The following is a 25,569-nucleotide window of genomic DNA, read 5'->3' as shown; positions in this document are numbered from 1 at the left end:
TTAAACGTTACAACATCTTGATAGAATAACAGAAGAATTTTAAGAAATATCATTGCCCCTAGGATGAATTTTTATAATTAAAACCCCAGAATGAACACAGCAACTAAACCTATCAATCCTGCAAATATTAAATAAAAAGTTACGGGTAGGAGTAACTGACGTAGTAAAATCCCCTCGCGCCCAATCAATCCTACCGTAGCCACCGCAGCCACGATATTAGAGACCGCCAGCATATTGCCCGCCGCCGCACCGACGCATTGTAGGGCCAGAATCACCGATGTCGAGAGGCCACTCTGTTCTGCCACCCCAAACTGAAACAAAGAAAACATCATGTTGCTGACGGTGGTACTTCCGGCGACAAAAGAACCGATCATCCCAATCACCGGGGCAAAGAAGGGCCAGACTTGACCCACTAGCTGGGAAATCCCATCGGCTAAAGTTAGGGGCATACTGGCTAGTCCCGAACTATTCACACCGGAGTTAATAAATACTTTGGCCATCGGTACGGAAGTTCCAATCGCTAAAGCGGTTCCCAGTAACTTTTGTAGGGCTTGGGCGATCGCTCTTTGCATCTGCTCCCCCTTCATTTGATGCAGGAAGTAGGTGATAATTACCACCACAATAAATAGAGTGGCCGGGAGAAACAGGGGTTGAACCGAAATACTAATCTCCGTCCCCAAAATATTGGAAAAGGGGATTTGGACAGATTGCAACCACCGACGCAAGGGCAGAACTCGCAACCGGGACATTACCAGCAAAATCCCTAAAAGCAGGTATGGTGTCCAGGCTTGCAGGGCTTTCATCGCCACCGGGGTCTGGGAAATTTCTGGCGTGGATGTTCCTAGCCAAGCCGGTGACCACCGATCGCGATCGGGAAAATCCCAGAGGGTTTTCGGGGTGAGAAATTCTCTCTTAGCAGCAGGAATCACGATCAACATTCCCACCAAACCTCCCATCAGAGAGGGAAATTCTGGCCCGATGAAGATGGCGGTCAGGGCATAGGGAATGGCAAAGGCGAGTCCGGCAAATAGGGCGAACCCAGCCGCAGGTAAGGCATCTTTCCACGATTTGGCATCCCCAAAATAGGCCGTCACCAACCCAATTAACAGCAGGGGCATGAAAACCCCAATTACTCCTTGAATCAGTCCGATCTGGGCTGCAATAACGCCGATATAATCGGGGAAATCTAACCCTAAACGGGCAATTTCCTGTTCTACGGCGGTGCTCCCTTCTAATCCATTACCAATTCCGATTAAAACGGGTGTTCCGATGGCACCAAAGGCTGACGGCGTGCTTTGAATGATCAGTGCAGCCATAACCGCGGCCATCGCTGGAAACCCAATCGCCACCAACAGGGGTACACAAATCACGGCGGGTGTTCCAAAACCGGAAGCCCCCTCGATAAAACTACCAAATAACCAGGCAATCAGAATCACTTGAATTCGACGATCGCGGGAAATCCCTAACAACCCTTGGCGGATTTTGCTAATCGCCCCGGACTCTTGCAGGGTATTAAGTAACAGAATTGCACCAAATACAATGTAGAGAATTTCCAGGGTGACGATTAATCCTTCCACGGTTGATGCTGCAATATGAACAAAGGGGACTTTCCAGATCACCATGGCCAGGGCTGCTGTTACTAAATAAGCCACGGGCATCGCTTGGGTGGCGGGACGATTGGCAACAACCAATAGAAAAAAAGCGGTTAAAATTGGGGCAAAGGCGAGTAATGAGTAGAGGAATAATTGCATAGAATGAGTAATATTTGTTTGACCGACTTGGGTTAAATATCTTGTAGCATTATTGGGTAAGGGAATCAATCTATTGATCGAGGATAGGCTGTTTTAAAATATAATTTATAAAACTTTATTCAAGATAAATTATCGGGTTATACAGATTTAAGAATAGAGGAGTATATTTTTTGTGGAAGAACGAACATATTGGTTAGCATGGTCACAGATTAATGGGGTGGGTTCCATTTCCATTCAGCGTCTCAAACAGCATTTTCAAGAATTAGAAATTGCCTGGAAAGCAACGGTTAATGAGTTAATAGAAGTTGAAGGTTTTGGCAAGCCAACAGCCGAGAAAATTGTCCAACAGCGATCGCAAATTAATCCCCAAGAATTATTAGAACAACATACCGCTAAAAACCCCTGTTTTTGGACTCCTGCCGATGCCGAATATCCCCGATTATTATTAGAAATTCCCACCTTTCCTCCGGTTCTCTATTATCGGGGAAGGGTTGAAACCCTTGAAAATCAAGGTGTTACTCCGACGGTTGCAATTGTGGGAACCCGTACGCCAACGGAATACGGGTGTCGCTGGACTCGTCAAATTAGTACAACCCTAACCCGTCGAGGATTTACGATTGTTTCGGGGATGGCGGCGGGAATTGATACCCAAGCTCACCGCAGTTGTTTGGAGGCCGGAGGACGAACCATTGCAGCGTTAGGAACTGGGGTAGATATTGCCTATCCCAAGGAAAATCGTCAACTTTGTGAAGCAGTGATTAATCAAGGATTATTAGTTAGTGAATATCCGTCGGGAACTAAACCTAATCCCCGTCATTTTCCCCAACGAAATCGGATTATTGCGGGGTTAAGTCGGGCTGTTTTTGTGATGGAAGCACCCCAAAAATCCGGGGCATTAATTACGGCCCATGTTGCTAATGAATTCTGTCGAGATGTTTATGTTTTACCCGGTCGTTTGGATGATCAAAATTCTCAGGGGTGTTTGAAATTAATTAATGGCGGGGCAAGTCTAATTCCGGTTAATTTAGATGAATTACTTGAACAATTGGGGGCAATGCCACCTTTAGATGAACCTCAACAATTATCTTTATTTGAAATTCCGGTTCAACCCGCAAAATTTATACCCGATTTAGATCCCGAATTATCTAAAGTATTACAAGCTCTTTCATCAGAACCTATGGGTTTTGATCAAATTATTCTTGATCTAAATTTAGATGCTGGTAACGTATCGGCAGCATTATTACAATTAGAATTATTAGAATTAGTGGAACAATTGCCAGGGATGCAATATCGAAGATTAACTTAAAAAAGTAGGGGTAATTCATGAATTATCCCTACTTTGTCATTTTTTTACAACTGATGACTGATGACTGTTTCTGTTCTCAATTCTCGTAACATTTTGCTAGTTCCTGCATCAATTGCTTTTTGAACTAATTGGGGAATCAGTTCCGTTAGGGATAACTCAGGAAAGGTAGGACTATTAACAGTTTCAGTGTAACCTTGAGCAGAAAGTAAGTAAATTTTTAACTGTTGATTTCGATAAATCCAAACTTCAGGAACTCCGATGGCTTCGTAGACATCTAAAGTCGTTTTAGAGGTAACATCCGCTTCTATTGCTAAGTCGGGCGGTGGGTACTGTTTTAAATCTAAGTTGGTACAACCTTGCACCCGTTGGGCATTTTCGATATAAAAGCAGGTATCGGGTTCTATTCCGCCAATGGGTGGACGTTTGAGGGTCGTTGAACCAAAATCCTCCCAGTCCCGCCCTTGAATTTCAAGAATCGTGGTTAGAATATAAGCGATAATCCGATGGGGACGTTCATGCAGTGCCAAAGGGGACATAATTTCTAGGGTTCCTCGGTAGTAGGTAACGCGGCTGTTGCGTTTTTCTCCCAAGTCGATCAGAATTTGTTCAAAATCCTGCCAGGACAGGTTAGAAATAGTAATCTGGCTACCCGGAGTGAGTTTAATAGCTTGAATAGGAAAAGTTACACTCATGTTTTTGCCTTGTGTGTTAATTCCTGGGCTGTTTGGTTAATATTAATCCTCGAAACCTGTCCCACATCTTAGGTGAGGATATTATTTTTGTTTGGTATTAGCTTTTTTCTTGGCATCCTTAGCTGCCTTTTTAGCTGCTTTCTCCGCTTCTAATTTGGCTAACTGTGCTTGTTCTTTCTCCTCCGCCAGTTTATCGAGATAATAGTGATAATCCCCTAAATAAACCTGAAACTCTCCATCCCGAATTTCGACAATTTTATTGGCAACTTTAGAAATAAAATACCGATCATGGGAAACAATTAAAACCGTCCCATCATAATGTTGAATTGCTTCCTCTAACATTTCTTTGGCAGGAATATCTAAATGGTTTGTGGGTTCATCTAAAATTAAACAGTTCACCGGTTGCAGTAATAATTTTGCTAAGGCTAACCGGGCTTTTTCCCCTCCACTCAAGGCATTAACCTGTTTTAAAACCGTATCGCCACTAAATAAAAACCGTCCCAACAAAGTCCGAACTTCTTCATTTTTCCAGTCTGGAACTTCATCATGGATGGTATCCATAACGGTTTTTTCTAAATCTAAGGCTTCCGCTTGATTCTGTTCAAAATACCCCGGAATCACGTTATGTTCTCCTAAACCAACCTTGCCTTCGGTGGCCTCTTCTAAACCCATAATTAAACGCAGTAGGGTAGATTTTCCGCAACCATTCGGCCCTAAAAAGGCAATGCGATCGCCCCTTTCTACTAATAAATCCGTCCCTAAAAACAAGACTTTGCTATCATAAAAATGGGTCAAATCTTGAATATTGACGACTTCTCGGCCACTTCTCACCGCAGCCGGAAATCTAAATTTCAGAGTCCGAGAAGAAGAAGTGGGGGCTTCAATTCGTTCTATTTTATCCAGTTGTTTTTCTCGGCTTTTAGCTTGGGTACTGCGAGTGGCACTAGCCCGGAATCGTTCTACAAAAGCCTGTTGTTTTTCTAACTCTTTTTGCTGGCGATCATAAGCACTGAGTTGAGCTAATTCGGCTTCTTCTTTTTGTTGTAAATAAGCGGAATAATTTCCTAAATAGGTTTTAGAAACCCCATGTTCTGTTTCCACAATTTGGGTACAGAGACGATCTAAAAATTCTCGGTCATGGGAAACAATTACCATCGGTGTTGTTAACCCTTTGAGATAAATTTCTAACCATTCAATGGTTTCTAAATCTAAATGGTTAGTCGGTTCATCTAATAATAATAAATCCGGTTCTTGCAGTAAAATTTTACCTAAACTCATACGCATTTGCCAACCGCCACTAAAGGCACTGACTAAGCGATCGCCATCTTCCGACTCAAACCCCATTTCCGGTAAGATTTTCTCAATTTGAGACTCTAAGGTATATCCCCCAATGGCGTCAAAATCTCGATGTAAACGATCTAATTTTTTGATTAATTGATCTAACTCCTCTGGACTGGCGGTTTGCATTTCATGTTGTACCTCGGTCAAGGATTCTTGAATTTGATTGGCGGCTTCAAATACCGTCCAAAATTCCTCCCGCACCGTATGGGTCGGGTTGACTTCAAATTCCTGGGTTAAATAGGCAATTTTCAAACTAGACGGACGAATAATTTCCCCCGAAGTCGGTTCCATTTCTCCGGCAATAATTTTTAATTGCGTTGATTTTCCTGCCCCATTTACCCCCACTAAACCCACGCGATCGCCCGGTTTAACTTCCCAATTCACATCTTTAAGAACTAAACCCGTAGAATAAATTTTACTGATATGCTCAAGCCGTAACATTGCTAATCTCCTTAACTATAATAAGATGAATATTTTCTTAATAAATTGAAGTAAACCTAAACATTTTTAACCTGATTCAGGCTAAATTTCAAGTCAAAAATTTTTTAACCCCCTAAGTATTAGCTTTGATTTTTACCTCCCCTTATTGCTTTTATAGGTTTCCACCGCCTTCTGAATAATTTGTTTGAAATCGACCGTATCCCAAGGCTTGGTAATACACTTGAAAATATCAGCCGCCGCTAGGGTTGCAGAATCAACATCCAAAGCATCTTCAGAATAACCCGTTAGTAGAATTCTAATGGTATCTGGGAAAAGCTGGGTAACTCGGCTGAAAAACTCAATTCCGGTCATTTCCGGCATACTTTGATCAGAAATAATTACCGCCATTTCCCCTTCTGTATCGAGAATGCTCAGTGCTCTGGTTGGACTATCGGCTCTAAATACCTGAAATTCTCGACGAAATGTCCGATAGAGCAGATCAAGATTATCTTGCTCATCATCAACTACCATGAGTTTCAGTTTACTTTCAGGCATATTTTTATCTTTATTAAAAAAAACATAAAACTAGATAAAATCCTGGGTTCACTCATCGCAGTTTGGGAAAATCACAAAATCAACTGCTACCCTAATTGTACAAAATCGGGCGAACCTTCATCTGTAAAAATTTACAAAAAAGGCGAGACTCTGAGCAGTTCTCGCACTTTCCGCATCCCGGGCTGACTTCAATGGCGCTCTCGGTGATCACACTCGTCAAAGCCAAAACCCTTTAAATTACACTGAAACTGGACTGGATGTGGAATTTGCTAATTCAGCTAATCTTTCCTCTTGATCCTTAACAATACAGGCACTGAGTACACTTTCCAAACTTCCCTCCAAAATCGTAGCTAGAGTGAAGTTTTCACCTAAGCGGTGATCGGTAACTCGACTATCTTTATAGTTATAAGTCCGAATTTTTTCAGAACGTGACCCGGTTCCCACCTGGGAACGTCGCATAGAAGTTACGGCTTCCTGTTGTTCCCGCAGTTTTGCTTCGTACAACTTGGCCCGTAAAATTTGCATCGCCCGTTCTCGGTTTTTTAGTTGACTCCGTTCTTCGGTACAGAAAATCCGAATCCCCGAAGGTTTATGGAACAGGTCAACGGCCGTTTCCACCTTGTTGACATTTTGACCCCCCGCCCCGCCGGAACGAGCCGTGGTCATCTCAATATCCTTGGGGTCAATCGCGATTTCCACTTCATCGACTTCAGGCATAATGGCTACCGTTGCCGTAGAAGTATGAACCCGACCACCCGCCTCCGTTACCGGAACACGCTGAACCCGATGAACTCCCGCCTCAAACTTGAGTTTACTGTAAACGCTGTCCCCTTGGATTTCTAAAATTGCCTCCTTAAAGCCGCCCATATCAGCGACGGACTCACTGACCATACTGACCCGCCAGCCTTGAGTTTCGGCATACCGGGTGTACATTCGGACTAAATCCCCGGCCCAAATACTGGCTTCTTCCCCTCCGGTTCCGGCCCGAATTTCCAACATGATGTTTTTATCATCGTTGGGGTCACGGGGCAGTAACAGAACTTTCAGGCGAATTTCAAGCTGAGTAATTTTCGCTTCTAACTCCGCCACCTCTAAGGAAGCCATTTCCCGCATTTCCAGGTCATCTCCGGCTTCCTTCATCACTTGACGAGAGCCAAGCAGTTCTTCTTGAGCCGTTTTCCAGTCCTGATACGCTAAAACAATTTCTTCCATGGAAGAACGCGCCCTAGCCACCCGTTGAAATTCATCCGGGTCAGTGGCCACATCAGGGTCAGCTAAACGCAGGGTTAACTCATTGAAGGTTTGTTCAATCGATTTAAGTTTATCGACAAGATAAGCATCAGCCATAATCTCAGTTGTCCTTTGTCAGTTCGGTAAAGACGCGCTGCTGGCACGTCTCTACTCAGAAATTCAAGATTTAGGGAACCTAAATCTGATTCACCGGCCGCACAGGGCGAATTCGACATCAAATCAACCCTATTAGCCCTGGATTTAAAACAGTCAGTTGTCTGGCGTGAACGCTATGGACAACTAACGACAGACAAATGACAACCTTGCTATTTCTCAGACTGCTTATCGTCGATCATCCCGTATTTCCGCAGGAAGCGCTCAACTCGTCCTTCTGTGTCTAGGATTTTCTGATTTCCGGTGTAGAAAGGATGATTTCCTGACCACACATCAACATTAAGTCGAGGCTGGGTAGAACCAACGGTGGTGACTAATTCACCGTTGCAATAGACTTCGGCCTCTGGATACCATTCAGGGTGAATACCAGGTTTAGGCATGGTTTTGACGTTCTAAATTTTACGAGTTGTTAACTAACAATTTTAACACCGGATCATTGCCCGGTGAGACACCGAAACGGTAAACCCATGGGGTTTTAACGTTTGGAGTATTGAGGAGCTTTACGCGCTTTGCGTAAACCATATTTTTTCCGTTCCGTAGCCCGGGGGTCACGGGTTAAGTAACCTTCGGTTTTCAGGGGTTTACGGTTATCGGGGTTGAGTTCACACAAAGCACGGGCTACACCCAAACGGATGGACTCGGCTTGGCCGGTTAAACCACCACCACTGGCATTGACCAAAATATCATAGTCATTTTCTAGGCCCAGGGTTTCTAAGGGAGACTTAGCCGCGGATAGATAGCCCTGGTTATATTGCAGGTACAAATCCCCATCTTTACCATTAATGGTTAATTTACCCGTACCCGGAACGAGTCGAACCCGGGCTACAGAAGATTTACGACGGCCAGTTCCCCAGTAAACGGCACGACCAGTATCAGTTGCTTGCATTAATTACCTCCTGTTGGAATAGTATTGATGATTAAGGTTTCGGGTTTTTGAGCTTGATGGGGATGATCAGGCCCCGCATAAACTTTGAGTTTGGTAAACAGGTTCCGTCCCAAGACATTCTTAGGTAGCATCCCCTTAACGGCTTTTTCGATAATTCGTTCCGGGATGCGGGCTTGCAATTTCTCAAAGGTTTCAGTTTTCATTCCCCCCGGTCTACCGGAGTGATGGCGATATAATTTTTGGCTGCGTTTTTTACCCGTAACTTCAATTTTTTCCGCATTTACAATAATTACAAAGTCACCCGTGTCCATGTGGGGGGTGTAAATGGGTTTATTTTTCCCCCGAATAATCTGGGCAACTTCAGAGGCTAAACGACCTAAACGCTGGTTAGCCGCATCAATGACGTACCATTTGGGTTCTAGGGAGGCTTCTGAAGGAAGGAAGGTTTTTGTGCTCATTCTTGATTGTCCTTAAATTTAAGAATAAATGGTGTGTTGGCTTTTCAGGAGTTAAACCAGACTCGGTGTACCATCAACCAACGACAAATTTAGGAAAGGTGTCGAACCAAATATCTGGCTCAAAGGGAAACTCTGGATAACCAACCCGCAGTAGGCAAAGTCCCGGGGCGGGCGCCGCATATTTGACCAGTTCTCGGCGTTCTTGAGTCCAGATGTCTCGAAACTCCTCTAGGGAGCGTTCCCCGTTACCCACCTGTACCAGTAACCCGACTAACAACCTCATCATCCCGTATAGAAATCCACTGGCTTGTACTTCGATATGGATAAAGGGATTTTGGCGTTGACAACTGACAAACTGTACATCTACCCAAGCGTGAGGCCGGGAGGTGCCACTCCTTTGAAACGCCGATAAGTGGTGATATCCCACTAACTGTTCCAGGGCGGCTTGGATTAACTGTTCATCTAAAGGGTGATGATAGTAATGCCAACTGAAAGGACGGACAAATAGGTTTGGTCGAGCATCTGTATAGAGGGTGTACCGATATCGACGCCATTTTGCTGAAAACCGAGCGTGCCAGGAGCTAGGAACGGAGGCAGATGCCCGAATCAAGACATCCTCGGATAAACGGTTATTGAGAATGGTCGCCCAACGATAGTCAGGAATATAGCTGGGGGCATTGAAATGAGCCACTTGTGCCGCCGCATGGACTCCCGTATCGGTGCGACCCGCTGCGTGGAGTGTCACTGGAGCTTGAGTTACCGTTGCGATCGCGGTTTCAATTTCCTGCTGCACTGTCCTCTGATTCGGCTGTCGCTGCCAACCTTGAAAGTGAGTTCCCTGATACTGAATCACTAAAGCAATACGCTGTTGATCCATCACATAAATCAGTTGTCAGTCAACAGTTATCAGTTATCAGTTAACGAGTTATCAGTTAAGACGTTATCAGTCATCAAGTAAGAGTTAAAAATAGCTCATTAACTCTTAACTCTCGCACTGATAACTGTTTACTTTTAACTGATAACTGATAACTGATTACTGATTACTAATTACACCAATTCAATAATTGCCATTTCTGCATTATCTCCCCGACGGCTCACGGTTCTAATAATCCGGGTGTAACCCCCATTGCGAGAGCCATACCGTGATGGAGCCGCATCAAATAACGAATGAACCAGTTGTTTGTCATAGATATACCCCATGGCTTGGCGACGGGCTGCTAAGGAGCCGTCTTTGGCCAGGGTAATCATTTTTTCTGCTTCCGATTGTACCGCTTTGGCTCTAACTTTAGTGGTGGTGATTCGGCCATGGCGAATCAGTTCTGTAGCCAGCGATCGCAGCAATGCTTTTCGCTGATCAGCAGGTTTGCCCAATTGGGGAACACGACAACGATGACGCATAATTACCTTCTGGTAGAGAATGATTGAGTGGTTTAGTCAGTTATCAATTATCAGTAAACAGTTATCAGTGTAGGATTTAAGATTTAATCAACTATTTTTAAATCCTTACCTAATCACTGATTACTGAATTACTGACTACTGATTACTGACCACTGATTTAGATGCCCTTTCTTGAGGCAGTGTAATTCCTAAGCGTTTTTGTAACGCCTCGATGACTTCCTCCGCAGACTTCTGACCGAAGTTTTTAATTTCTAATAAGTCTTCTTGAGTATAATCTCGTAAGTCTGCGACCGAGTTAATTTGAGCGCGTTTGAGACAGTTATAAGCGCGAACCGATAACTGTAGTTCTTCAATCGGAATTTGACTGGTGGGATCAACATCATCATTCTGGTCACTTTTGATCGATTCCAGGGTGATGTCTTTCAACGGAGTGAACAAGTCCACCAAAATGGTCGCGGATTGGCTGATGGCTTCTTGGGGTGTTAAACTCCCATTTGTCCAAATCTCCATGATTAGGCGGTCTTTTTCCAAAGTTCCACCCACCCGTGCATCCTCAACGGTGTAATTCACTTTCCGTACCGGCATGAACACGGCATCAATTTGGAGAAAATCTACAGCCAGTCCCTCGTCCCGATTGCGCTCCACGGCGTGATACCCAGTTCCCTTATCAACTTGAAATTCCATTTCCAAGGTTGATCCTGGGGATAGGGTAGCGATATATTGGTTTTTGTCTACGACCTCAACTTCTGAAGGCAACTTAAAATGACCCGCCGTTACCGTCGCTGGGCCTTGAACTTCTAAGCGACCGATTTGTTTTTGGTGGGTATAGCTTTTGAGTACAACTTCTTTTAGATTCAGCAGAATTTCTAAAACATCTTCTCTGACCCCTTGAATCGTTGCAAACTCATGATTAACATTGGCAAACCGTGCTGATGTAATCGCCGTTCCTTCTAAGTTCGAGAGTAAAACCCGTCTTAGAGCATTGCCAACCGTTGTCCCTTGACCCCGTTCTAACGGTTCTAAGACGAATTTACCGTACTGACTCCGGTCTGTATCAGTGTTCGATTCAATACACTCAATCTTAAACTGCGCCACCGATGGACCTCCCTTCTCCATTGAACCCCAAAATGAATTGACAGTACAAGGCAAAGAATGAAACTAAACTTGAGTATTCATTCTTGCTAAACAAGACGCTAACTTCCAAGTCTTTAACCAAGAGTGAAAGCTGTAGTTAAACGCGACGTCGTTTGGGAGGACGGCAACCATTATGGGGAATTGGAGTAATGTCTCGAATCAAGGTAATTTCCAAACCAGCCCCTTGCAAGGCTCTAATCGCGGTTTCTCTGCCTGCACCCGGCCCACTAACCATCACTTCAACCTGACGCATTCCCTGATCATTGGCTCGGCGTCCGGCGTTTTCTGCGGCGGTTTGAGCAGCAAAAGGCGTTCCTTTCTTCGCGCCTTTAAACCCCGTAGACCCCGCAGAAGCCCAGGAAATGACTTCCCCATTCGGATCGGTGATCGTTACAATCGTGTTGTTGAAGGTGGATTGAATGTAGGCCAACCCATTCGGGACGTTACGTTTTTGCTTTTTAGGCCCTGTTTTTTTCGTTTGTCGCGCCATAGTAATCTCGTTTACGATTTTCTTTGCGGTGAGTAGAATAGACCTGCGGTGTAGTTAACCAGCAGTTCTTGTAAGTTGAAACGCCTAGCTAAATTATTTCTTAGCTGCCGCTTTTTTCTTACCAGCAACGGTACGGCGAACACCCCTACGGGTTCTAGCGTTCGTCCGGGTGCGTTGACCCCGCACAGGCAGACCTAAACGATGGCGACGACCACGATAAGTACCGATATCCATGAGGCGCTTAATGTTCATCGCCTCCATCCGTCGCAGATCCCCTTCCACCTGATACAGTTGGATGGCTGCCCGTAGGGCTGCAACATCGGCATCATTTAGATCTTTAATGCGGGTATCAGGATTAACACCCGTATCTTTGAGAATTTGTTGAGACCGCGAAAGTCCAATTCCATAAATGTAAGTTAGACCGATTTCAACACGCTTATCTCGTGGAAGGTCTACTCCGGCTATCCGTGCCACAATGAACGTCTCCCTTTAAAATGTACAATCACGACAATGCCTAAATCATGCAGTAAAATGATAGGCAATTAATGGATTCCCAATTTGCTGAATGGCCTGAGGCTTTTGGGCAAGTTGAAGCTACTGTACTGATTTCAACTGCACACTCTTTCTCTTTCCTTGGATATGGGAAGGAATAGGATTGTAGCTACTCTTTAAGACTTTACAAGGGTTGAGACTTGTGCAAGTCTAGGCGTGAATCACAGATTTTTCATGGGTCTAGTCTGTTTTTCGGTGTTTCAGCAAGACTCATAATCCGTCCTCTGTGGACGACGACCTTGGGTGTTAACCTTGGCGTTGCTTATGCTTGGGATTAGAACAAATCACCATTACCCGTCCCCGACGACGGATAACACGACACTTTTCACAAATTTTGCGGACTGATGCTCGAACTTTCATGCCAATTAGAGCGACGCTACAACAAATTTATTATTATATCACTGAAAGCTGATTTTTATCTAGTTTAACCCTTAACCTTTGGGATAAGGGGTAAGATTTCCATCTATTTTTTGCGTAGACGATAGGTAATTCTGCCTTTGGTCAAGTCATAGGGGGTTAATTCCACTTTGACTCTATCTCCAGGTAAAATCTTAATGTAATTTCTTCGGATTTTTCCCGAGATATGAGCCAAGACATTAAATCCATTATCTAGGTCTACGCGAAACATAGCATTGGGAAGGGATTCAGTGACTGTCCCTTCCATTTCAATCAGATCCTGTTTAGCCAAGTTGTTTTTACCTCAATTCAACAATCTATCCCCTCGATCAACAAATGACCGAGATTTGCCCATCTGATCACATTCAGAAATCCGAGTTTAAACGCATTTCTTAACATATTTTATCAAAAATCGGAGCGTAATCTCTGTTTTTTGTCAATATCCTCGCTTTAATTTTCATTAAAACTCCAGGTAAACCCATCGGTGAGGGAAGCTGTTGACTGAACTCGAAGGAATTACTTCATCCGAACCACTTTCAACTTAGCACTTGTAGCTACGTTGATTCCTAAAAGGATTTCCAACTTGGCAAATCAAGAATTTTTACTAAGTAGAAACAATCTGTTTCAACTCTTGGGTAATCTCATCTAAGGAACGGTTCCCATTGATAGATTGGAGTTGATTTCGCTGACCGTAATAATCAATTAAGGGAGCCGTCTGTTCCCGATACACTTGTAAACGGTGACGAATAATCTCCTCATGATCATCCTGACGCCCTCTGGCCAACAATCGCTGTACCAGAATTTCATCAGGAACATCAAGGTTAATCACCTTGAGTTCTCCCTCGCTATTTTTAGTTTCGCTGTCTCCCTGGAGTACCAAGGTGGCGATAAAATCAGCTTGAGAAATATTCCGAGGAAACCCATCCAAAATCCAACCGTTCTGAGCATCGGACTCCTCAAGACGATGTTCCACCATATCCAAAATCAGTTGATCTGGGACTAATTCGCCTTGATCCATATAGACCTTAGCTTTTTGACCCAGATCCGTTTTTTCACTGACATGGGTGCGTAAAATTTCACCCGTCGAAATATGAGGAATTCCAAAACTCGTCGCGACGATCGCGGCTTGAGTTCCTTTACCTGCCCCTGGAGGGCCTAAAAAAATCAACCGCACTATCGTTTCACCATCCCTTCATATCGTTGAGAAATCACATAGGTTTGCACCTGTTTAGCCGTATCAATGGCTACCCCGACTAAAATCAGGAGAGATGTAGCTCCAAATCCCCGAAACGTGGGAACTCTTGTGGCACTCTCAACGATAGTGGGGATAATGGCAACCAAGCCTAAAAAGATCGCACCTAAAAAGGTCAATCGATTTAAAACTCGCTCAATATACTCACTCGTAGCCCGACCAGGACGAATCCCGGGAACACTAGCCCCCATTTTCTTGAGGTTCTGTGACATATCTACAGGATTCATAATTAATGAAGCGTAGAAATAGCTAAAGAACACAATCAGTACCAAATAGAAAGCCGCATACAACCAGGGAGTTGATCCACTAGGAGTTAGGGCCGTCGCTATTTGAACCAAAATGGGATTGTTAGTAAATTGAGACAGAGATGCGGGCAAAACTAAAACCGCCGAGGCAAAAATAATCGGCATCACACCCCCTTGATTTAATCGCAGAGGCAAATAGCTGGTTTTTTCTCGGTATAGTTTCCGGCCGACTTGCCGACGGGCAGAAACAATCGGAATCCGACGAGTCCCCTCCTGAACAAAAACAATCCCAACGATCATCGCCAGGAAAACAATTAACAGGAGAATCACCCGACCCACAATGGCTTGATCTCCACTCTGGGCTAATTCTAAGGTCTGACCCAAAGAAGTCGGTAACACCGCTACGATTCCCAGAAAAATCAGTAAGGAAGCACCATTACCAATCCCCCGTTCAGTAATTAGTTCCGAGAGCCACATCACAAACATTGATCCGGCTACCAGGGCCAAAACCACTTGAACTTGGAATAGGATGCCCGGGTTATTGGCAAAGGGATTAATCCAAATCGAAATCCCCACGCTTTGTAAGACAGCCCACCCTAAGGCCACATAGCGAGTAATTTGGGAAATCTTCCGGCGTCCGGCTTCTCCCTCATTTTTCTGTAAATCTTCCAGAGTGGGCAAAGCCGCCGTCATCAATTGCATGATGATGGAGGCATTAATATAGGGCAAAATCCCCAGGGCAAAAATTCCCAGAGCCGAAAGTCCACCCCCAGAGAATAAATCGAGGAATCCAATTACTGGGTTATTTTGAATGGCTGCTCTGAAACTAGCCGTATCAATACCGGGAATCGGTAGGAATACACCCACACGCACCAGGAGCAGTAAGCCAATAGTGACTAAAATCCGACCTCTTAGACCAGCAGCTTGTGCCATCTGCAAGAAGGTTTCCTGTGCAGTTGGCGCTTTGTCTCGACTAACGACCATGAAGGACTCCCTCAATCAGTTATCAGTAATCAGTTATCAACAATCAGTTAAGAGTTATTAGTTAAGAGTTATTAGTCAAGAGTTATTAGTCATTAGCCAACAACTATTAACTCTTAACTCTTACACCGATAACGGTTTACTGTTTACTGATACCTGACAAATCCCGCCGGCGGCTTCAATTTTGGTACGGGCTCCTTGAGTAAAGGCAGCCGCTTCTATCGTCAGGGCAACATTGAGTTCCCCATTCCCTAAAATCTTCAGAGGGCCACGACTTGCGGTCAGGAGTCCGGCTTCTAACAGGGAAGCTAGAGTCACCTCTGTATTAGCAGACAGAGATGACAACTGACCTACATTAATCGTAGTGTACTCTTTCCGATTGACTTGAGGGAATCCCTTGAGTTTAGGCAGGCGTCGATACAGAGGGTTCTGACCGCCTTCAAAACCAGGGCGGGTACTGTGACCGGAACGGGAATTTTGACCCCGCATCCCTTTACCACAGCTTGCACCTTGACCAGCAGAGATCCCACGACCTAGGCGACGTCCGCGTTTGCGAGAGCCTGGTTTGGGTATAGCATCGTTGAGTCTCATGATTGCTTATACTTGAACAGTTTCAGATGGACAACGGAATTAAGCATAAAGATGCTCAATGGGGATTCCCCGCTCTTTGGCGACCTCGGCAAAGGTTCGTAAGGACTGCAATGCAGAAATCGTGGCTCTGGCGTTATTCAGAGGATTACTCGAACCCAGTTGTTTGGCTAAGATATTCCGAACCCCAGCGAGTTCTAAAACGGTACGGACAGCCCCCCCAGCAATTACCCCCGTCCCAGGAGAAGCCGGACGCATCATCACTTGAGCCCCTCCGCCTTCGCCGTTGATGGGATGGGGAATCGAATTGGATTTGGTTAAGGGAACCTCGATCACGTTTTTGCGACCATCGGCAACGCCTTTTTTAACGGCTCCAATCACATCGGCGGCTTTACCCACACCGACACCAACTTGACCTTTTTCATTGCCGACGATAACTACAGCCCGAAAGCTGAGTTTTTTACCGCCTTTGACTACTTTGGTGACCCGACGGATTTGTACAACCCGTTCTTGCCACTCCACTTCTTTTTCTTTGGTGCGGCTACCTTTTTTGTTGTTGCGCCGCTGTTGCTGCTGCTCTGCCATAGTTTGAATATCCTGAACAACGTTGATTTGCTGTGATCAGTCATCAGTAATCAGTAATCAGTTAGGTTGTTGTCGTCATTCATGGTTGATTAACAATAACTTCTATTTTATTTGATTGACTGTTTACTGCTTACTGCCTATTTTTAGAAGTCTAATCCAGCTTCTCGGGCTGCATCGGCGAGGGCTTTGACGCGGCCATGATAGATATATCCGCCCCGATCAAAAACCACTTTTTTGATGCCTTTGGCTACGGCACGTTCAGCAATTAATTGACCGATTTTTACAGAAGCATCACAGGTTGCACCCGATGAATCTGCGGCTTTAAAACCCGGTTCAACGGTAGAGGCTGCGACTAAGGTGTGATGTTGGGTGTCATCGATCACCTGGACGTAGATATGATGGTTGGAACGAAACACGGCTAATCTAGGCCGTTCAGAGGTTCCAACAACCTTGACCCGAACTCGGCGATGACGACGATCACGAGATTCTTGACGAGTTAGTTTCATAGTTTATTTTTTCCCACCCTTACCAGTTTTACCTGCTTTGCGTCTGACGACTTCACCCTGATAGCGAATGCCTTTGCCTTTATAGGGTTCAGGGGGACGCACGGCACGAACTTTGGCGGCCATATTACCGACAATTTCTTTGTCAATCCCGCTAATGATCACGTTCGTGTTGTTTTCAACGGCAACGCGAATACCTTCGGGGGGGATCATTTCCACGGGTTTGCTATAACCCACGTTTAACACCAGGTTTGTGCCTTGTACCGCAGCCCGATAACCGACCCCTTGGATTTCCAAACGACGCTCAAAGCCAGTAGAAACCCCTTCAACCATATTGGAAACCAGGGTTCGACACAGACCATGACGCTGACGAGCCGTGCGAGACTCGGAAGCCCGTTTGACGTTAACAGTTCCTCCGTCCTGTTCCACGACAACCTCGGGGGGCAGAACGCGAGACAGTTCACCCTTGGGGCCTTTGACTATAACCTGTTGACCATTAATGGTTAGGGTGACGGCGGGGGGTACAGAAATTGGACGTTTACCAATTCTAGACATAGTTATTTATTTCAATTCTCGAATAGAAAAGGGTTGGATAAGTTCTGATCGCTGTGAGTGACGATTCAGGACATCCCAAAACAAAAGACATCGCTTTGAAACTTGAAATCAGCAAGCCTGACAAGTGATAAAAGAACTTTTTACCAAATGTAACAAAGCACTTCACCGCCGACACCCTGGCGTCGAGCTTCTCGGTCAGTCATGACACCAGAGGACGTAGAAATAATTGCTACGCCAATGCCGCCTAAGACACGAGGGAGTTCTTTGCGGTTGCGATACACTCGCAAACCCGGTCGGCTGACTCGCTCTAATTTCTGGATGGTTGGAGCTTTAGTTTTAGAGTTGTACTTGAGAGAGACCACCAAATATTTTTTAATGCCTTCGTCTGTTTCCTCAAAGTCCCCAATAAAGCCCTCTTGTTTGAGAACTTGGGCTATACTACGAGTCATTCTTGTAGAAGGAATTTGTGTAGTCTGATGCCGCGCCATGCAAGAATTGCGAATGCGCGTCAACATATCCGCAATGGTATCGTTTGCCGCCATAGTTTCCTCGTTACTTTATTACACACCGCTTTCCCGAAAAGGCATTCCCATTTCCTTTAGCAAGGCTCGCCCTTCTTCATCGGTTTTTGCTGTGGTGACAATTGAAATATCTAAGCCTCGAATTTGATCAATACTGTCATAGCTGATTTCAGGAAAGATCAGTTGTTCTCGGACACCCAAACTGTAGTTACCTCGACCATCAAAACTTTTTCCACTGACACCGCGAAAGTCACGAATCCGAGGTAAAGATAGGTTGATCAGTCGATCTAAGAAGGCATACATCCGTTCTGAACGCAAAGTGACCATTACACCGACAGGCATTCCTTTGCGAACTTTGAATCCGGCAATCGCTTTTTTAGCGCGTGTCACCACGGGTTTTTGTCCGGTAATCACAGCCAATTCAGTCAGGGAAGACTCTAATGCTTTGGCATTTTGAGATGCTTCACCTAAACCTCGGTTGATTGTGACCTTAACAATCTTAGGAACTTGATGGATGTTCTCATATTGGAACTGCTCCATCATTTTGGGGACGATTTTGTCCAAGTAGACAGTCTTGAGTTTAGCTACCATAATAAGTTGCTCTTTACTAATCCTGGGCTTTGTCAGGATGGTTGACAGTTGGAATTACGAATTACGAATGGGTAATAGGTAATGGGTAATAGGTAATGGGTAATGGGTAATAGGTAATGGGTAATAGAGAATGAACTGTTCCCTGTTCCCTGTTCCCTGTTCCCTGTTCCCTCTTTAATCGATAATCTCACCGGTTTTTTTCAGCATTCTCACCTTGCGTCCGTCTTCGGTAAAGGTGTAACACACCCGACTGGCAACGTTTTCTTTGGTGGAATACAGCATCACATTAGAACTGTGAACCGGGGCTTCAAAAGTCATAATCTGACCGGATTCTCCCTCTTGACGAGGTTTAACGTGCTTGGTTCTCACGTTAACATCCTTAACAACGACTTTACTGGCTTTGGGAAGAACCCGGATAATCTCTCCGACTTTTCCTTTATCGCTACCCGTAATCACCTGCACGGTATCGCCTTTTTTAACGTGCATTTTATAGCGTTCGGGCTGATTGGATGTGGTTTTTTTGGACATTACAGAACCTCCGGTGCAAGAGAAACAATTTTCGTGAAATTCTTATCCCGTAGTTCTCGGGCTACAGGGCCAAATACACGAGTGCCTCTGGGATTACCGTCAGCGTTGATAATCACCGCCGCATTGTCATCAAACCGAATGGTCATACCACTATCCCGACGTAAACTATGACGGGTACGGACAATTACGGCCCGAACCACGTCAGACTTTTTCACGGCCATATTAGGGATAGCATCTTTGACAACCGCAATGATCACATCGCCGATTCCGCCATAGCGACAGTTACCACCCTTTAAAACGCGAATACACATTAATTTCCGCGCACCGCTATTATCAGCAACATTGAGAATTGTTTGGACTTGAATCATGATCTCCCGTTTTTCTTTCTCAAGTAATACCCAAATCCCTACAGATTGGTTTTGTCATTACCGCTTAGAATTTCGACCACATTCCAGCGTTTTGTTTTACTTAAAGGGCGAGTTTCAGAAATGCGAACCCGATCTCCTTCTTGACATTGGTTGTCTTCGTCGTGGGCTTTATATCGTTTAGTTTTAACGACAATTTTGCCGTATTTAGGATGGGGAGAACGGTTTTCCACCGTTACAACCACCGTTTTATCCATTTTGTTACTAACGACTAAGCCAACTCTTTCTTTTACTGCCATAGCGCAAATCTCTCCAAAATCAATTATCAAGTATCCGAATTATCAGTTATCAGTTTTTGGCTTTTAGTTATCAGTTATCAGTTTTTGGCTTTTAGTTATCAGTTCTGATCCAACAGTTGATAACTATTAACTATTAACTATTAACTTTTTACTGATCACTGATTTCTGATAACTGATTACTGATGAGGCGCTCCCGTTCCACCGTTTTTAATTGAGCTAAACGATGGCGCGTATGCTTAAACTCATGGGGTTTTTCTAAACGCCCGGTTGCTTTGAGCAGCCGCAGGTTAGCCAATTGTTTTTTGACGTCTAAGATTTGCTGAGACAGTTCTTCATCATTTAACTGTCTGGCTTCTGCGATTTTAGGAAAAGACATAACAGAGTCCTTGGAGATTGATAGTTAACCGTTAACCATTAACCGTTAACAACACTTTTATTGAGCTTCTTCGTCAACAGGGCGGGCAATAAATTTGGTTTTAATCGGTAATTTAAACGCCGCTAACCGCATTGCTTCTCGGGCAATTTCTTCGGTAACTCCGGCAATTTCAAATAATACGCGACCGGGTTTAACCACAGCCACCCAATACTCAGGAGCACCTTTACCAGAACCCATCCGGGTTTCTGCGGCTCTCATGGTCACGGGTTTATCAGGGAAAATCCGAATCCAAATTTTGCCACCCCGACGAATATAACGAGTCATGGCTCGACGGGCTGCTTCGATTTGGCGAGAGGTAATCCAACAGGGCTCTAAAGCTTGCAGTGCAAAATCACCGAAATTTAGATCATTACCGCGGGTCGCTTGACCTCTCATGCGGCCACGCTGTTGTTTGCGGAATTTTGTTCTTCTGGGACTTAACATGATCGAATCCGATAATCAGTATTCACGTATGTATCCGCATTATCAGTTATCGGTAAATAGATAACAGACAACAATCTTTTTATCCTTCGTTAGAACGGTCGTCATATTTTTGACGACGAGGTTGCCGATTCCGACGGGGTAGAGTGGTCGGAGAACTCGCTAATTCCTCTTGTCCAGGGATAATTTCGCCCTTAAAGACCCAAACTTTAACGCCGAGAATGCCGTAGATTGTCAGTGCCGTGCAGTAGGCGTAGTCAATATCAGCACGCAGGGTATGCAAAGGCACTCTCCCTTCCCGAGTCCATTCAGTCCGAGCGATTTCTGCCCCATTTAACCGACCACTGACCTGAATTTTGATGCCTTCAATTCCGGCTTTCTGAGCTCGGGTAATCGCTTGACGCACGACTCGACGGAAGGAAACCCGTTTTTCGAGTTGTTGGGCGATGTACTCAGCAATCAGGGTTGCATCCGCGTCAACTTTGGCAACTTCCACCACGTTGATCCGAATTTGGCGATTATTGCCGAGTTTTTTCTGGAGGCCCACACGCAGGGTTTCAATTCCTGCCCCCCCACGACCTACGACCACACCCGGTCTGGCGGTATGAATTTCTAGGTCAACTTGATCGGCTTTGCGTTCAATTCTGACTTTGGAAATTCCGGCATTGTTCAATTCCTTGCGAACATACTCCCGAATGGTATGGTCTTCCTGTAACAGTTCAGGATACTGTTTGGAATCCGCAAACCAACGAGATCGATGTTCTTGGGTAATTCCTAACCGAAACCCAATAGGATTAATTTTTTGTCCCATGTTTCAATTCTTTTTTAGAAAAGAGTTTAGAATGTCCTACTCGCGCTTTTTGCTGATTACTGTTCCCTACTCCGTCGCTGGAGCTACGGCAACAACAATATGACAAGTCGGCTTTCTAATTTGGTAGGCACGACCCTGGGCGCGAGGTCTAAACCGTTTAATGGTTGGCCCTTGATCCGCATAAGCCTGGGAAATCACTAAACTGGCTGGATCTAAACCAGAATTGTGTTCTGCGTTAGCAACCGCAGAGCGTAAAACTTTGAGAATTGGCTCACAAGACCGATAGGGCATGAATTCCAAAATAATCAAGGCTTCACGGTAGGATCGTCCTCGAATCTGATCCAGGACTCGTCTTACTTTATGAGGTGACATCCGAATGTAACGAGCGATCGCCTTCACCTCGGCGCTAGTATCTATAGCCATAGTTCATGTGTCAGTCATTATGTATCCGCATCATCAGTTACCAGTGAAATAATATCGACTGTTAACTTTTAACGGCGGGCTTTTTTGTCACTTTTGGCGTGGCCTCGAAAAGTACGAGTTGGAGCAAATTCTCCTAATTTATGACCGACCATTTGCTCCGTCAGAAACACGGGAACGTGTTGTCTACCGTTATGGACAGCGATCGTATGACCCACCATTTGAGGAATAATCGTCGATGCTCTTGACCAGGTTTTAATCACCTGTTTTTCTCCTTTGGCATTGAGTTTTTCAACTTTGCTCAGGAGATGATCCGCCACAAAAGGGCCTTTTTTAAGTGAACGAGACATAGTTAATTTATTAACCGTTAAGGTGTCAAGGTTTTGCAGTGTTGACTGTTGACCGAATGAACTGTCAACCGCCAACTGACAACCCGATTAAGTTTGCCGTCCACCTTTACCCCGTTTCGAGGACTTCCGACGACGACGAACAATCAAAGCGGTACTGCGTTTTTTCTTGTTCCGAGTCTTCGCACCTAGGGCGGGTTTACCCCAAGGGGTAACAGGGCCAGAACGACCGATAGGAGCGCGTCCTTCACCACCACCATGGGGGTGATCCACCGGGTTCATGACACTACCGCGAACTTCAGGACGACGACCTTTCCAACGCTTACGACCGGCTTTCCCGATACTGATGTTGCGAGCATCAATATTACCTACCTGTCCAATGGTGGCGTAGCACTTAGCTGGGATTTTGCGTTGTTCACCCGAAGGTAACTTCAGGGTCACATAGTCCCCTTCTTTTGCCAGGACTTGGGCTGTAGTACCTGCGGCTCGAACGATTTGTCCCCCTTTACCGGGAATCAATTCGACGTTATGCACGTCTGTCCCTAACGGAATTTTCGATAAGGGCAGGGCATTCCCGATCTCGATCGGAGCTTCTGGGCCAGAAACAATCATGGTTCCGACTTTGAGTCCTAACGGATGCAGGATGTAACGCTTTTCCCCGTCGGTGTAATACACCAGGGCAATTCGAGCATTGCGGTTAGGATCGTACTCAATCTCCGCGACTTTAGCGAGGATTTCGTGCTTATCCCGACGAAAATCAACAATTCGATACAGCTTTTTGTGTCCGCCACCCCGATGACGGCAGGTAATCACGCCTCGGTTGTTTCTTCCCTTGTCCCGGTGTTTGGAAGTTGTTAAGGAACGTTCCGGTTCAGAGCGGGTAATTTCTGCAAAGTCGGAAACAGTGTGTTGGCGAGTACCGGGAGTATAGGGTCGGTATGAACGAATTCCCATTATGTAATCCTTACTAATCAGTAATCAGTTATCAGCTATCAGTTATCAGTCAAGAAAAAATGCAAGATTTGATGTTTAATTCTTACAATATTTACTGTTTACTGATTACCAACAACTGACTCTACACCCCTGGGAATAAGACTTTCCGCAGAGGCTCCCCATCCTCTAGGGTGATAATTGCCCGTTTGTAGCCTGTTTTAAAACCCACAAATTTACCGACCCGACGACGTTTACGAGGCGGAATATGGGTATTAACGGCTTTGACTTTCACGGGGAATAACAGTTCAATAGCTTGTTTGATCATCGGCTTAGTTGCGTGCCGATCAACATCAAAGGTGAACTGATTGATTTCCATTAACCTCGTGGCTTTTTCGGTCACAATCGGACGCTTCACCAAATCAATCAGATCGCCGGGATCATGTTGCATCTCCGTAAACCTCCTGAATTTTGGCTAGGGCAGCAGCGGTTGTTACAATTTTGTCAGCAGCCAGGACGTCATAAACATTCAAGCTATCAGACAAGCACATTCTCAATTTGGGGATGTTGCGACCGGACAGATAAATATTGGGTTGTTTCTCTGACAGCACCAAGAGAACTCTAGCTTCGGGTTCAATGCCCCAACGGGTCATCGCTGATACTAGGTCTTTGGTTTTAGGTCGAGAAAACTGATCCGCAAAGTCTTCTACCACAATCAGATCCTCAGCCCGGCTTTGAAAGGCGGTGCGTAGGGCTAACTGTCTTTCTTTGCGATTCATTTTCTGGGAATAGTCTCTGGGTTTTGGCCCAAAGATCACCCCGCCCCCTCGCCATAGCGGGGAACGAATAGAACCGGCTCTAGCGCGACCTGTGCCTTTTTGACGCCAGGGTTTACGACCGCCCCCCCGAACTTCCGCCCGGGTTTTGGTGCAGGCTGTGCCTTGACGAGCATTGGCTAGTTGCCGGACTACGGCTCTATGAACAATATGACTGGCATTTTCGGGGGATGCGACTTTCAGATCAAGGGTCGCTTGTCCTACGCTTTCACCCTGCCAATTTCGGACTACACAATCAACCATAGTTATCTCCTTGACTACTTACCACCGACGATATTAGCGGGGGCGATGCTCAACAAACCACCGGGCTTGCCAGGAACCGCTCCTTTGACTAATAGGAGGTTACGTTCAGGATCGATACGCACAACAATTAATTTGCGTGTAGTCACTTGGCTGGCTCCATACTGTCCGGCCATGCGTTTTCCAGGATAAACACGACCAGGAGTGGTTCCTGGGCCGATTGAACCGGGTTGACGATGGTTTTTGGAACCGTGAGCCATGGGGCCACGTTTGAAGTTATGCCGTTTTTGATAACCGGAGAAGCCACGACCCATACTGGTTCCACTAACATCCACCAGTTGTCCAGGGGTGAAAATGTCAGCTTTGAGTTGTTGGCCTAATTGAAAAGATTCGGGTTCGCTGACCCGGTATTCTTTCAGGTGACGTACACAGGTGCCGCCGGATTTGGCTAAATGTCCTTGTTCCGCATTGCTGAGATACTTATTGACCTCTTTGTCGGGAGTTTTTTTTGTATTAAGCTTGCGTTTGTTATCAGGAACTTCACCGTATCCCAGTTGGATGGCTGTGTAGCCGTCGGTTTGTTTAGTCTTAATCTGGGTCACAATGCAAGGCCCGGCTTGAATGACGGTGACAGGAATAGCTTTCCCGCTTTCCGCTTCAAATACTTGGGTCATGCCAACCTTTGTGCCGAGGATACCTACAGACACTTAAACTAGCCTCTCTTTTCTAAGCATTACATTGACACTCACCGCCCTAAAAGTGCGGTAATTCCTGGGCTGAATCTTGCCTCTAACGACGATGCCGATTTTGGTCTTACAGTTTCATGTCTAGTCCGACTACACCTTTTACGGCAAGCACTCTGATGGACTACTCCCCCAGCGTAAATTTCCGTATGCCCTACGGTATTTGATTGCTTTGTGTCCTTACAGTTTGGACTTACTTTTACACCATTGACTGCTAGGAATTATAAAATTCGGATCAACTTTTAGGAAGAATCCGCTTGCAACAGACAAACAAGACATTTTTGAAAATGGCTTGCTGAAGTTTAAACACACCAAAAACGTATCCCACCGTTTAAGGAGGATAAATTTTGGGGGAGTTTAGAACAGTTTCACGCTATCAACAAGTTCTAAGCTGTTTGCGAATCGAGGATTTTTCTCGATATTGCCTTCTGTCGTCCTGGACTTGAGCAGTAAGCTACTCAGTATCCGTTGCTGACATATTTTAAACCCTGTGCAGATTATTTGGCTTGCGCCGAATTTGTTTAGGATTTAAAGTCAGTGGGCTGCTTTTTCCTTGCGGATTCGGCTTCGCTGATCTACTTCTAATCACC

Annotated in this window: 36 protein-coding genes; 1 reads left to right on the top strand and 35 read right to left on the bottom strand. The window is 45.2% G+C overall.

What is annotated here, in order from left to right:
* Positions 1-77: 77 nt before the first annotated feature.
* Positions 78-1,820: an L-lactate permease gene (locus tag PL9631_RS10340; protein WP_231516700.1), complete on the bottom strand. Its 1,743-nt coding sequence runs from the start codon at positions 1,818-1,820 to the stop codon at positions 78-80.
* Positions 1,821-1,923: 103 nt separating this feature from the next.
* On the opposite strand from PL9631_RS10340, the gene dprA reads away from it, so the two are divergent.
* The gene (gene dprA / locus PL9631_RS10335) at positions 1,924-3,057 is read left to right on the top strand and encodes a DNA-processing protein DprA (RefSeq protein WP_083619866.1); all 1,134 of its coding nucleotides are present in this window, start codon (positions 1,924-1,926) and stop codon (positions 3,055-3,057) included.
* A 44-nt stretch (positions 3,058-3,101) separates the two neighbouring features.
* Here the strand turns inward: dprA and PL9631_RS10330 are convergent, their stop codons facing one another.
* The 34 genes from PL9631_RS10330 to rplC form a co-directional block, all read right to left on the bottom strand.
* The gene (locus PL9631_RS10330; RefSeq protein WP_083619864.1) at positions 3,102-3,749 is read right to left on the bottom strand and encodes a Uma2 family endonuclease; all 648 of its coding nucleotides are present in this window, start codon (positions 3,747-3,749) and stop codon (positions 3,102-3,104) included.
* An 81-nt stretch (positions 3,750-3,830) separates the two neighbouring features.
* Entirely contained in the window at positions 3,831-5,531 is a 1,701-nt protein-coding gene (locus PL9631_RS10325; RefSeq protein ID WP_083619861.1) for an ABC-F family ATP-binding cassette domain-containing protein, read from the bottom strand.
* A 132-nt stretch (positions 5,532-5,663) separates the two neighbouring features.
* Positions 5,664-6,065 carry a response regulator gene (locus PL9631_RS10320; RefSeq protein WP_083619857.1) on the bottom strand — a complete coding sequence of 134 codons (402 nt, stop codon included), beginning with the start codon at positions 6,063-6,065 and terminating at the stop codon, positions 5,664-5,666.
* A gap of 237 nt (positions 6,066-6,302) precedes the next feature.
* Positions 6,303-7,412, bottom strand: a complete 1,110-nt coding sequence (gene prfA, locus PL9631_RS10315) for a peptide chain release factor 1 (protein ID WP_083619854.1) — start codon at positions 7,410-7,412, stop codon at positions 6,303-6,305.
* Positions 7,413-7,621: 209 nt separating this feature from the next.
* Positions 7,622-7,849, bottom strand: a complete 228-nt coding sequence (rpmE, locus tag PL9631_RS10310) for a 50S ribosomal protein L31 (protein ID WP_026786878.1) — start codon at positions 7,847-7,849, stop codon at positions 7,622-7,624.
* Positions 7,850-7,944: 95 nt separating this feature from the next.
* Positions 7,945-8,355: a 30S ribosomal protein S9 gene (gene rpsI, locus PL9631_RS10305; protein WP_042151685.1), complete on the bottom strand. Its 411-nt coding sequence runs from the start codon at positions 8,353-8,355 to the stop codon at positions 7,945-7,947.
* Positions 8,355-8,813 (bottom strand): 50S ribosomal protein L13, encoded by a 459-nt coding sequence (rplM, locus tag PL9631_RS10300; protein ID WP_083619851.1) that lies wholly within the window; start codon positions 8,811-8,813, stop codon positions 8,355-8,357. The genes rpsI and rplM overlap by 1 nt, the downstream gene beginning before the upstream one ends.
* 73 nt (positions 8,814-8,886) lie before the next feature.
* Entirely contained in the window at positions 8,887-9,690 is an 804-nt protein-coding gene (gene truA, locus PL9631_RS10295) for a tRNA pseudouridine(38-40) synthase TruA (protein ID WP_197046322.1), read from the bottom strand.
* 170 nt (positions 9,691-9,860) lie between these two features.
* The gene (gene rplQ, locus PL9631_RS10290) at positions 9,861-10,211 is read right to left on the bottom strand and encodes a 50S ribosomal protein L17 (RefSeq protein WP_026786882.1); all 351 of its coding nucleotides are present in this window, start codon (positions 10,209-10,211) and stop codon (positions 9,861-9,863) included.
* A gap of 135 nt (positions 10,212-10,346) precedes the next feature.
* Entirely contained in the window at positions 10,347-11,306 is a 960-nt protein-coding gene (locus PL9631_RS10285) for a DNA-directed RNA polymerase subunit alpha (protein ID WP_197046325.1), read from the bottom strand.
* 136 nt (positions 11,307-11,442) lie between these two features.
* The gene (rpsK, locus tag PL9631_RS10280) at positions 11,443-11,835 is read right to left on the bottom strand and encodes a 30S ribosomal protein S11 (RefSeq protein ID WP_026786884.1); all 393 of its coding nucleotides are present in this window, start codon (positions 11,833-11,835) and stop codon (positions 11,443-11,445) included.
* A gap of 93 nt (positions 11,836-11,928) precedes the next feature.
* A complete protein-coding gene (rpsM, locus tag PL9631_RS10275) occupies positions 11,929-12,309 on the bottom strand; it encodes a 30S ribosomal protein S13 (protein WP_083619842.1) in 381 nt (126 codons plus the stop codon).
* 324 nt (positions 12,310-12,633) lie between these two features.
* Positions 12,634-12,747, bottom strand: coding sequence for a 50S ribosomal protein L36 (gene rpmJ, locus PL9631_RS10270; RefSeq protein WP_071782548.1), 114 nt, complete (start codon positions 12,745-12,747; stop codon positions 12,634-12,636).
* 103 nt (positions 12,748-12,850) lie between these two features.
* Positions 12,851-13,075 (bottom strand): translation initiation factor IF-1, encoded by a 225-nt coding sequence (gene infA / locus PL9631_RS10265; RefSeq protein ID WP_008191178.1) that lies wholly within the window; start codon positions 13,073-13,075, stop codon positions 12,851-12,853.
* Positions 13,076-13,387: 312 nt separating this feature from the next.
* Positions 13,388-13,960, bottom strand: a complete 573-nt coding sequence (locus PL9631_RS10260) for an adenylate kinase (RefSeq protein WP_083619839.1) — start codon at positions 13,958-13,960, stop codon at positions 13,388-13,390.
* A complete protein-coding gene (secY, locus tag PL9631_RS10255; RefSeq protein WP_083619836.1) occupies positions 13,957-15,264 on the bottom strand; it encodes a preprotein translocase subunit SecY in 1,308 nt (435 codons plus the stop codon). The genes PL9631_RS10260 and secY overlap by 4 nt, the downstream gene beginning before the upstream one ends.
* Before the next feature lie 120 nt (positions 15,265-15,384).
* Positions 15,385-15,852: a 50S ribosomal protein L15 gene (gene rplO / locus PL9631_RS10250; RefSeq protein WP_083619833.1), complete on the bottom strand. Its 468-nt coding sequence runs from the start codon at positions 15,850-15,852 to the stop codon at positions 15,385-15,387.
* Positions 15,853-15,891: 39 nt separating this feature from the next.
* Entirely contained in the window at positions 15,892-16,434 is a 543-nt protein-coding gene (gene rpsE / locus PL9631_RS10245; RefSeq protein WP_083619830.1) for a 30S ribosomal protein S5, read from the bottom strand.
* 143 nt (positions 16,435-16,577) lie between these two features.
* On the bottom strand, positions 16,578-16,940 hold the full coding sequence (gene rplR, locus PL9631_RS10240) for a 50S ribosomal protein L18 (RefSeq protein ID WP_083619827.1): 363 nt from the start codon (positions 16,938-16,940) through the stop codon (positions 16,578-16,580).
* 3 nt (positions 16,941-16,943) lie between these two features.
* Positions 16,944-17,492, bottom strand: a complete 549-nt coding sequence (gene rplF, locus PL9631_RS10235) for a 50S ribosomal protein L6 (protein WP_083619824.1) — start codon at positions 17,490-17,492, stop codon at positions 16,944-16,946.
* 140 nt (positions 17,493-17,632) lie between these two features.
* Positions 17,633-18,034, bottom strand: coding sequence for a 30S ribosomal protein S8 (gene rpsH, locus PL9631_RS10230; protein ID WP_083619821.1), 402 nt, complete (start codon positions 18,032-18,034; stop codon positions 17,633-17,635).
* Positions 18,035-18,052: 18 nt separating this feature from the next.
* Positions 18,053-18,604, bottom strand: coding sequence for a 50S ribosomal protein L5 (gene rplE / locus PL9631_RS10225; RefSeq protein WP_083619818.1), 552 nt, complete (start codon positions 18,602-18,604; stop codon positions 18,053-18,055).
* Positions 18,605-18,778: 174 nt separating this feature from the next.
* Positions 18,779-19,132 (bottom strand): 50S ribosomal protein L24, encoded by a 354-nt coding sequence (rplX, locus tag PL9631_RS10220; RefSeq protein WP_083619815.1) that lies wholly within the window; start codon positions 19,130-19,132, stop codon positions 18,779-18,781.
* Positions 19,132-19,500, bottom strand: a complete 369-nt coding sequence (gene rplN, locus PL9631_RS10215) for a 50S ribosomal protein L14 (protein WP_083619812.1) — start codon at positions 19,498-19,500, stop codon at positions 19,132-19,134. The genes rplX and rplN overlap by 1 nt, the downstream gene beginning before the upstream one ends.
* A 38-nt stretch (positions 19,501-19,538) precedes the next feature.
* Complete coding sequence (gene rpsQ / locus PL9631_RS10210; RefSeq protein ID WP_083619809.1) at positions 19,539-19,796, bottom strand: 30S ribosomal protein S17; 258 nt, start codon at positions 19,794-19,796, stop codon at positions 19,539-19,541.
* A gap of 148 nt (positions 19,797-19,944) precedes the next feature.
* Positions 19,945-20,172: a 50S ribosomal protein L29 gene (rpmC, locus tag PL9631_RS10205; protein WP_083619806.1), complete on the bottom strand. Its 228-nt coding sequence runs from the start codon at positions 20,170-20,172 to the stop codon at positions 19,945-19,947.
* 57 nt (positions 20,173-20,229) lie between these two features.
* Positions 20,230-20,655 carry a 50S ribosomal protein L16 gene (rplP, locus tag PL9631_RS10200; RefSeq protein WP_026786898.1) on the bottom strand — a complete coding sequence of 142 codons (426 nt, stop codon included), beginning with the start codon at positions 20,653-20,655 and terminating at the stop codon, positions 20,230-20,232.
* Between the two features lie 79 nt (positions 20,656-20,734).
* The gene (gene rpsC / locus PL9631_RS10195; RefSeq protein ID WP_083619803.1) at positions 20,735-21,463 is read right to left on the bottom strand and encodes a 30S ribosomal protein S3; all 729 of its coding nucleotides are present in this window, start codon (positions 21,461-21,463) and stop codon (positions 20,735-20,737) included.
* Between the two features lie 66 nt (positions 21,464-21,529).
* Positions 21,530-21,886 carry a 50S ribosomal protein L22 gene (rplV, locus tag PL9631_RS10190; protein ID WP_026786900.1) on the bottom strand — a complete coding sequence of 119 codons (357 nt, stop codon included), beginning with the start codon at positions 21,884-21,886 and terminating at the stop codon, positions 21,530-21,532.
* Positions 21,887-21,954: 68 nt separating this feature from the next.
* Positions 21,955-22,233, bottom strand: coding sequence for a 30S ribosomal protein S19 (gene rpsS / locus PL9631_RS10185; protein ID WP_026786901.1), 279 nt, complete (start codon positions 22,231-22,233; stop codon positions 21,955-21,957).
* Between the two features lie 87 nt (positions 22,234-22,320).
* Positions 22,321-23,184 (bottom strand): 50S ribosomal protein L2, encoded by an 864-nt coding sequence (rplB, locus tag PL9631_RS10180; protein ID WP_042151659.1) that lies wholly within the window; start codon positions 23,182-23,184, stop codon positions 22,321-22,323.
* 121 nt (positions 23,185-23,305) lie between these two features.
* Positions 23,306-23,611 carry a 50S ribosomal protein L23 gene (locus tag PL9631_RS10175; protein WP_026786903.1) on the bottom strand — a complete coding sequence of 102 codons (306 nt, stop codon included), beginning with the start codon at positions 23,609-23,611 and terminating at the stop codon, positions 23,306-23,308.
* Entirely contained in the window at positions 23,601-24,239 is a 639-nt protein-coding gene (rplD, locus tag PL9631_RS10170) for a 50S ribosomal protein L4 (protein ID WP_083619800.1), read from the bottom strand. The genes PL9631_RS10175 and rplD overlap by 11 nt, the downstream gene beginning before the upstream one ends.
* A gap of 14 nt (positions 24,240-24,253) precedes the next feature.
* Positions 24,254-24,943 (bottom strand): 50S ribosomal protein L3, encoded by a 690-nt coding sequence (rplC, locus tag PL9631_RS10165; protein ID WP_083619797.1) that lies wholly within the window; start codon positions 24,941-24,943, stop codon positions 24,254-24,256.
* Between the last annotated feature and the right edge of the window lie 626 nt (positions 24,944-25,569).

It is taken from the genome of Planktothrix paucivesiculata PCC 9631 (assembly GCF_900009265.2).
GTDB classification, from domain to species: domain Bacteria; phylum Cyanobacteriota; class Cyanobacteriia; order Cyanobacteriales; family Microcoleaceae; genus Planktothrix; species Planktothrix paucivesiculata.
This window is presented reverse-complemented; position numbering and strand designations above follow the sequence as displayed.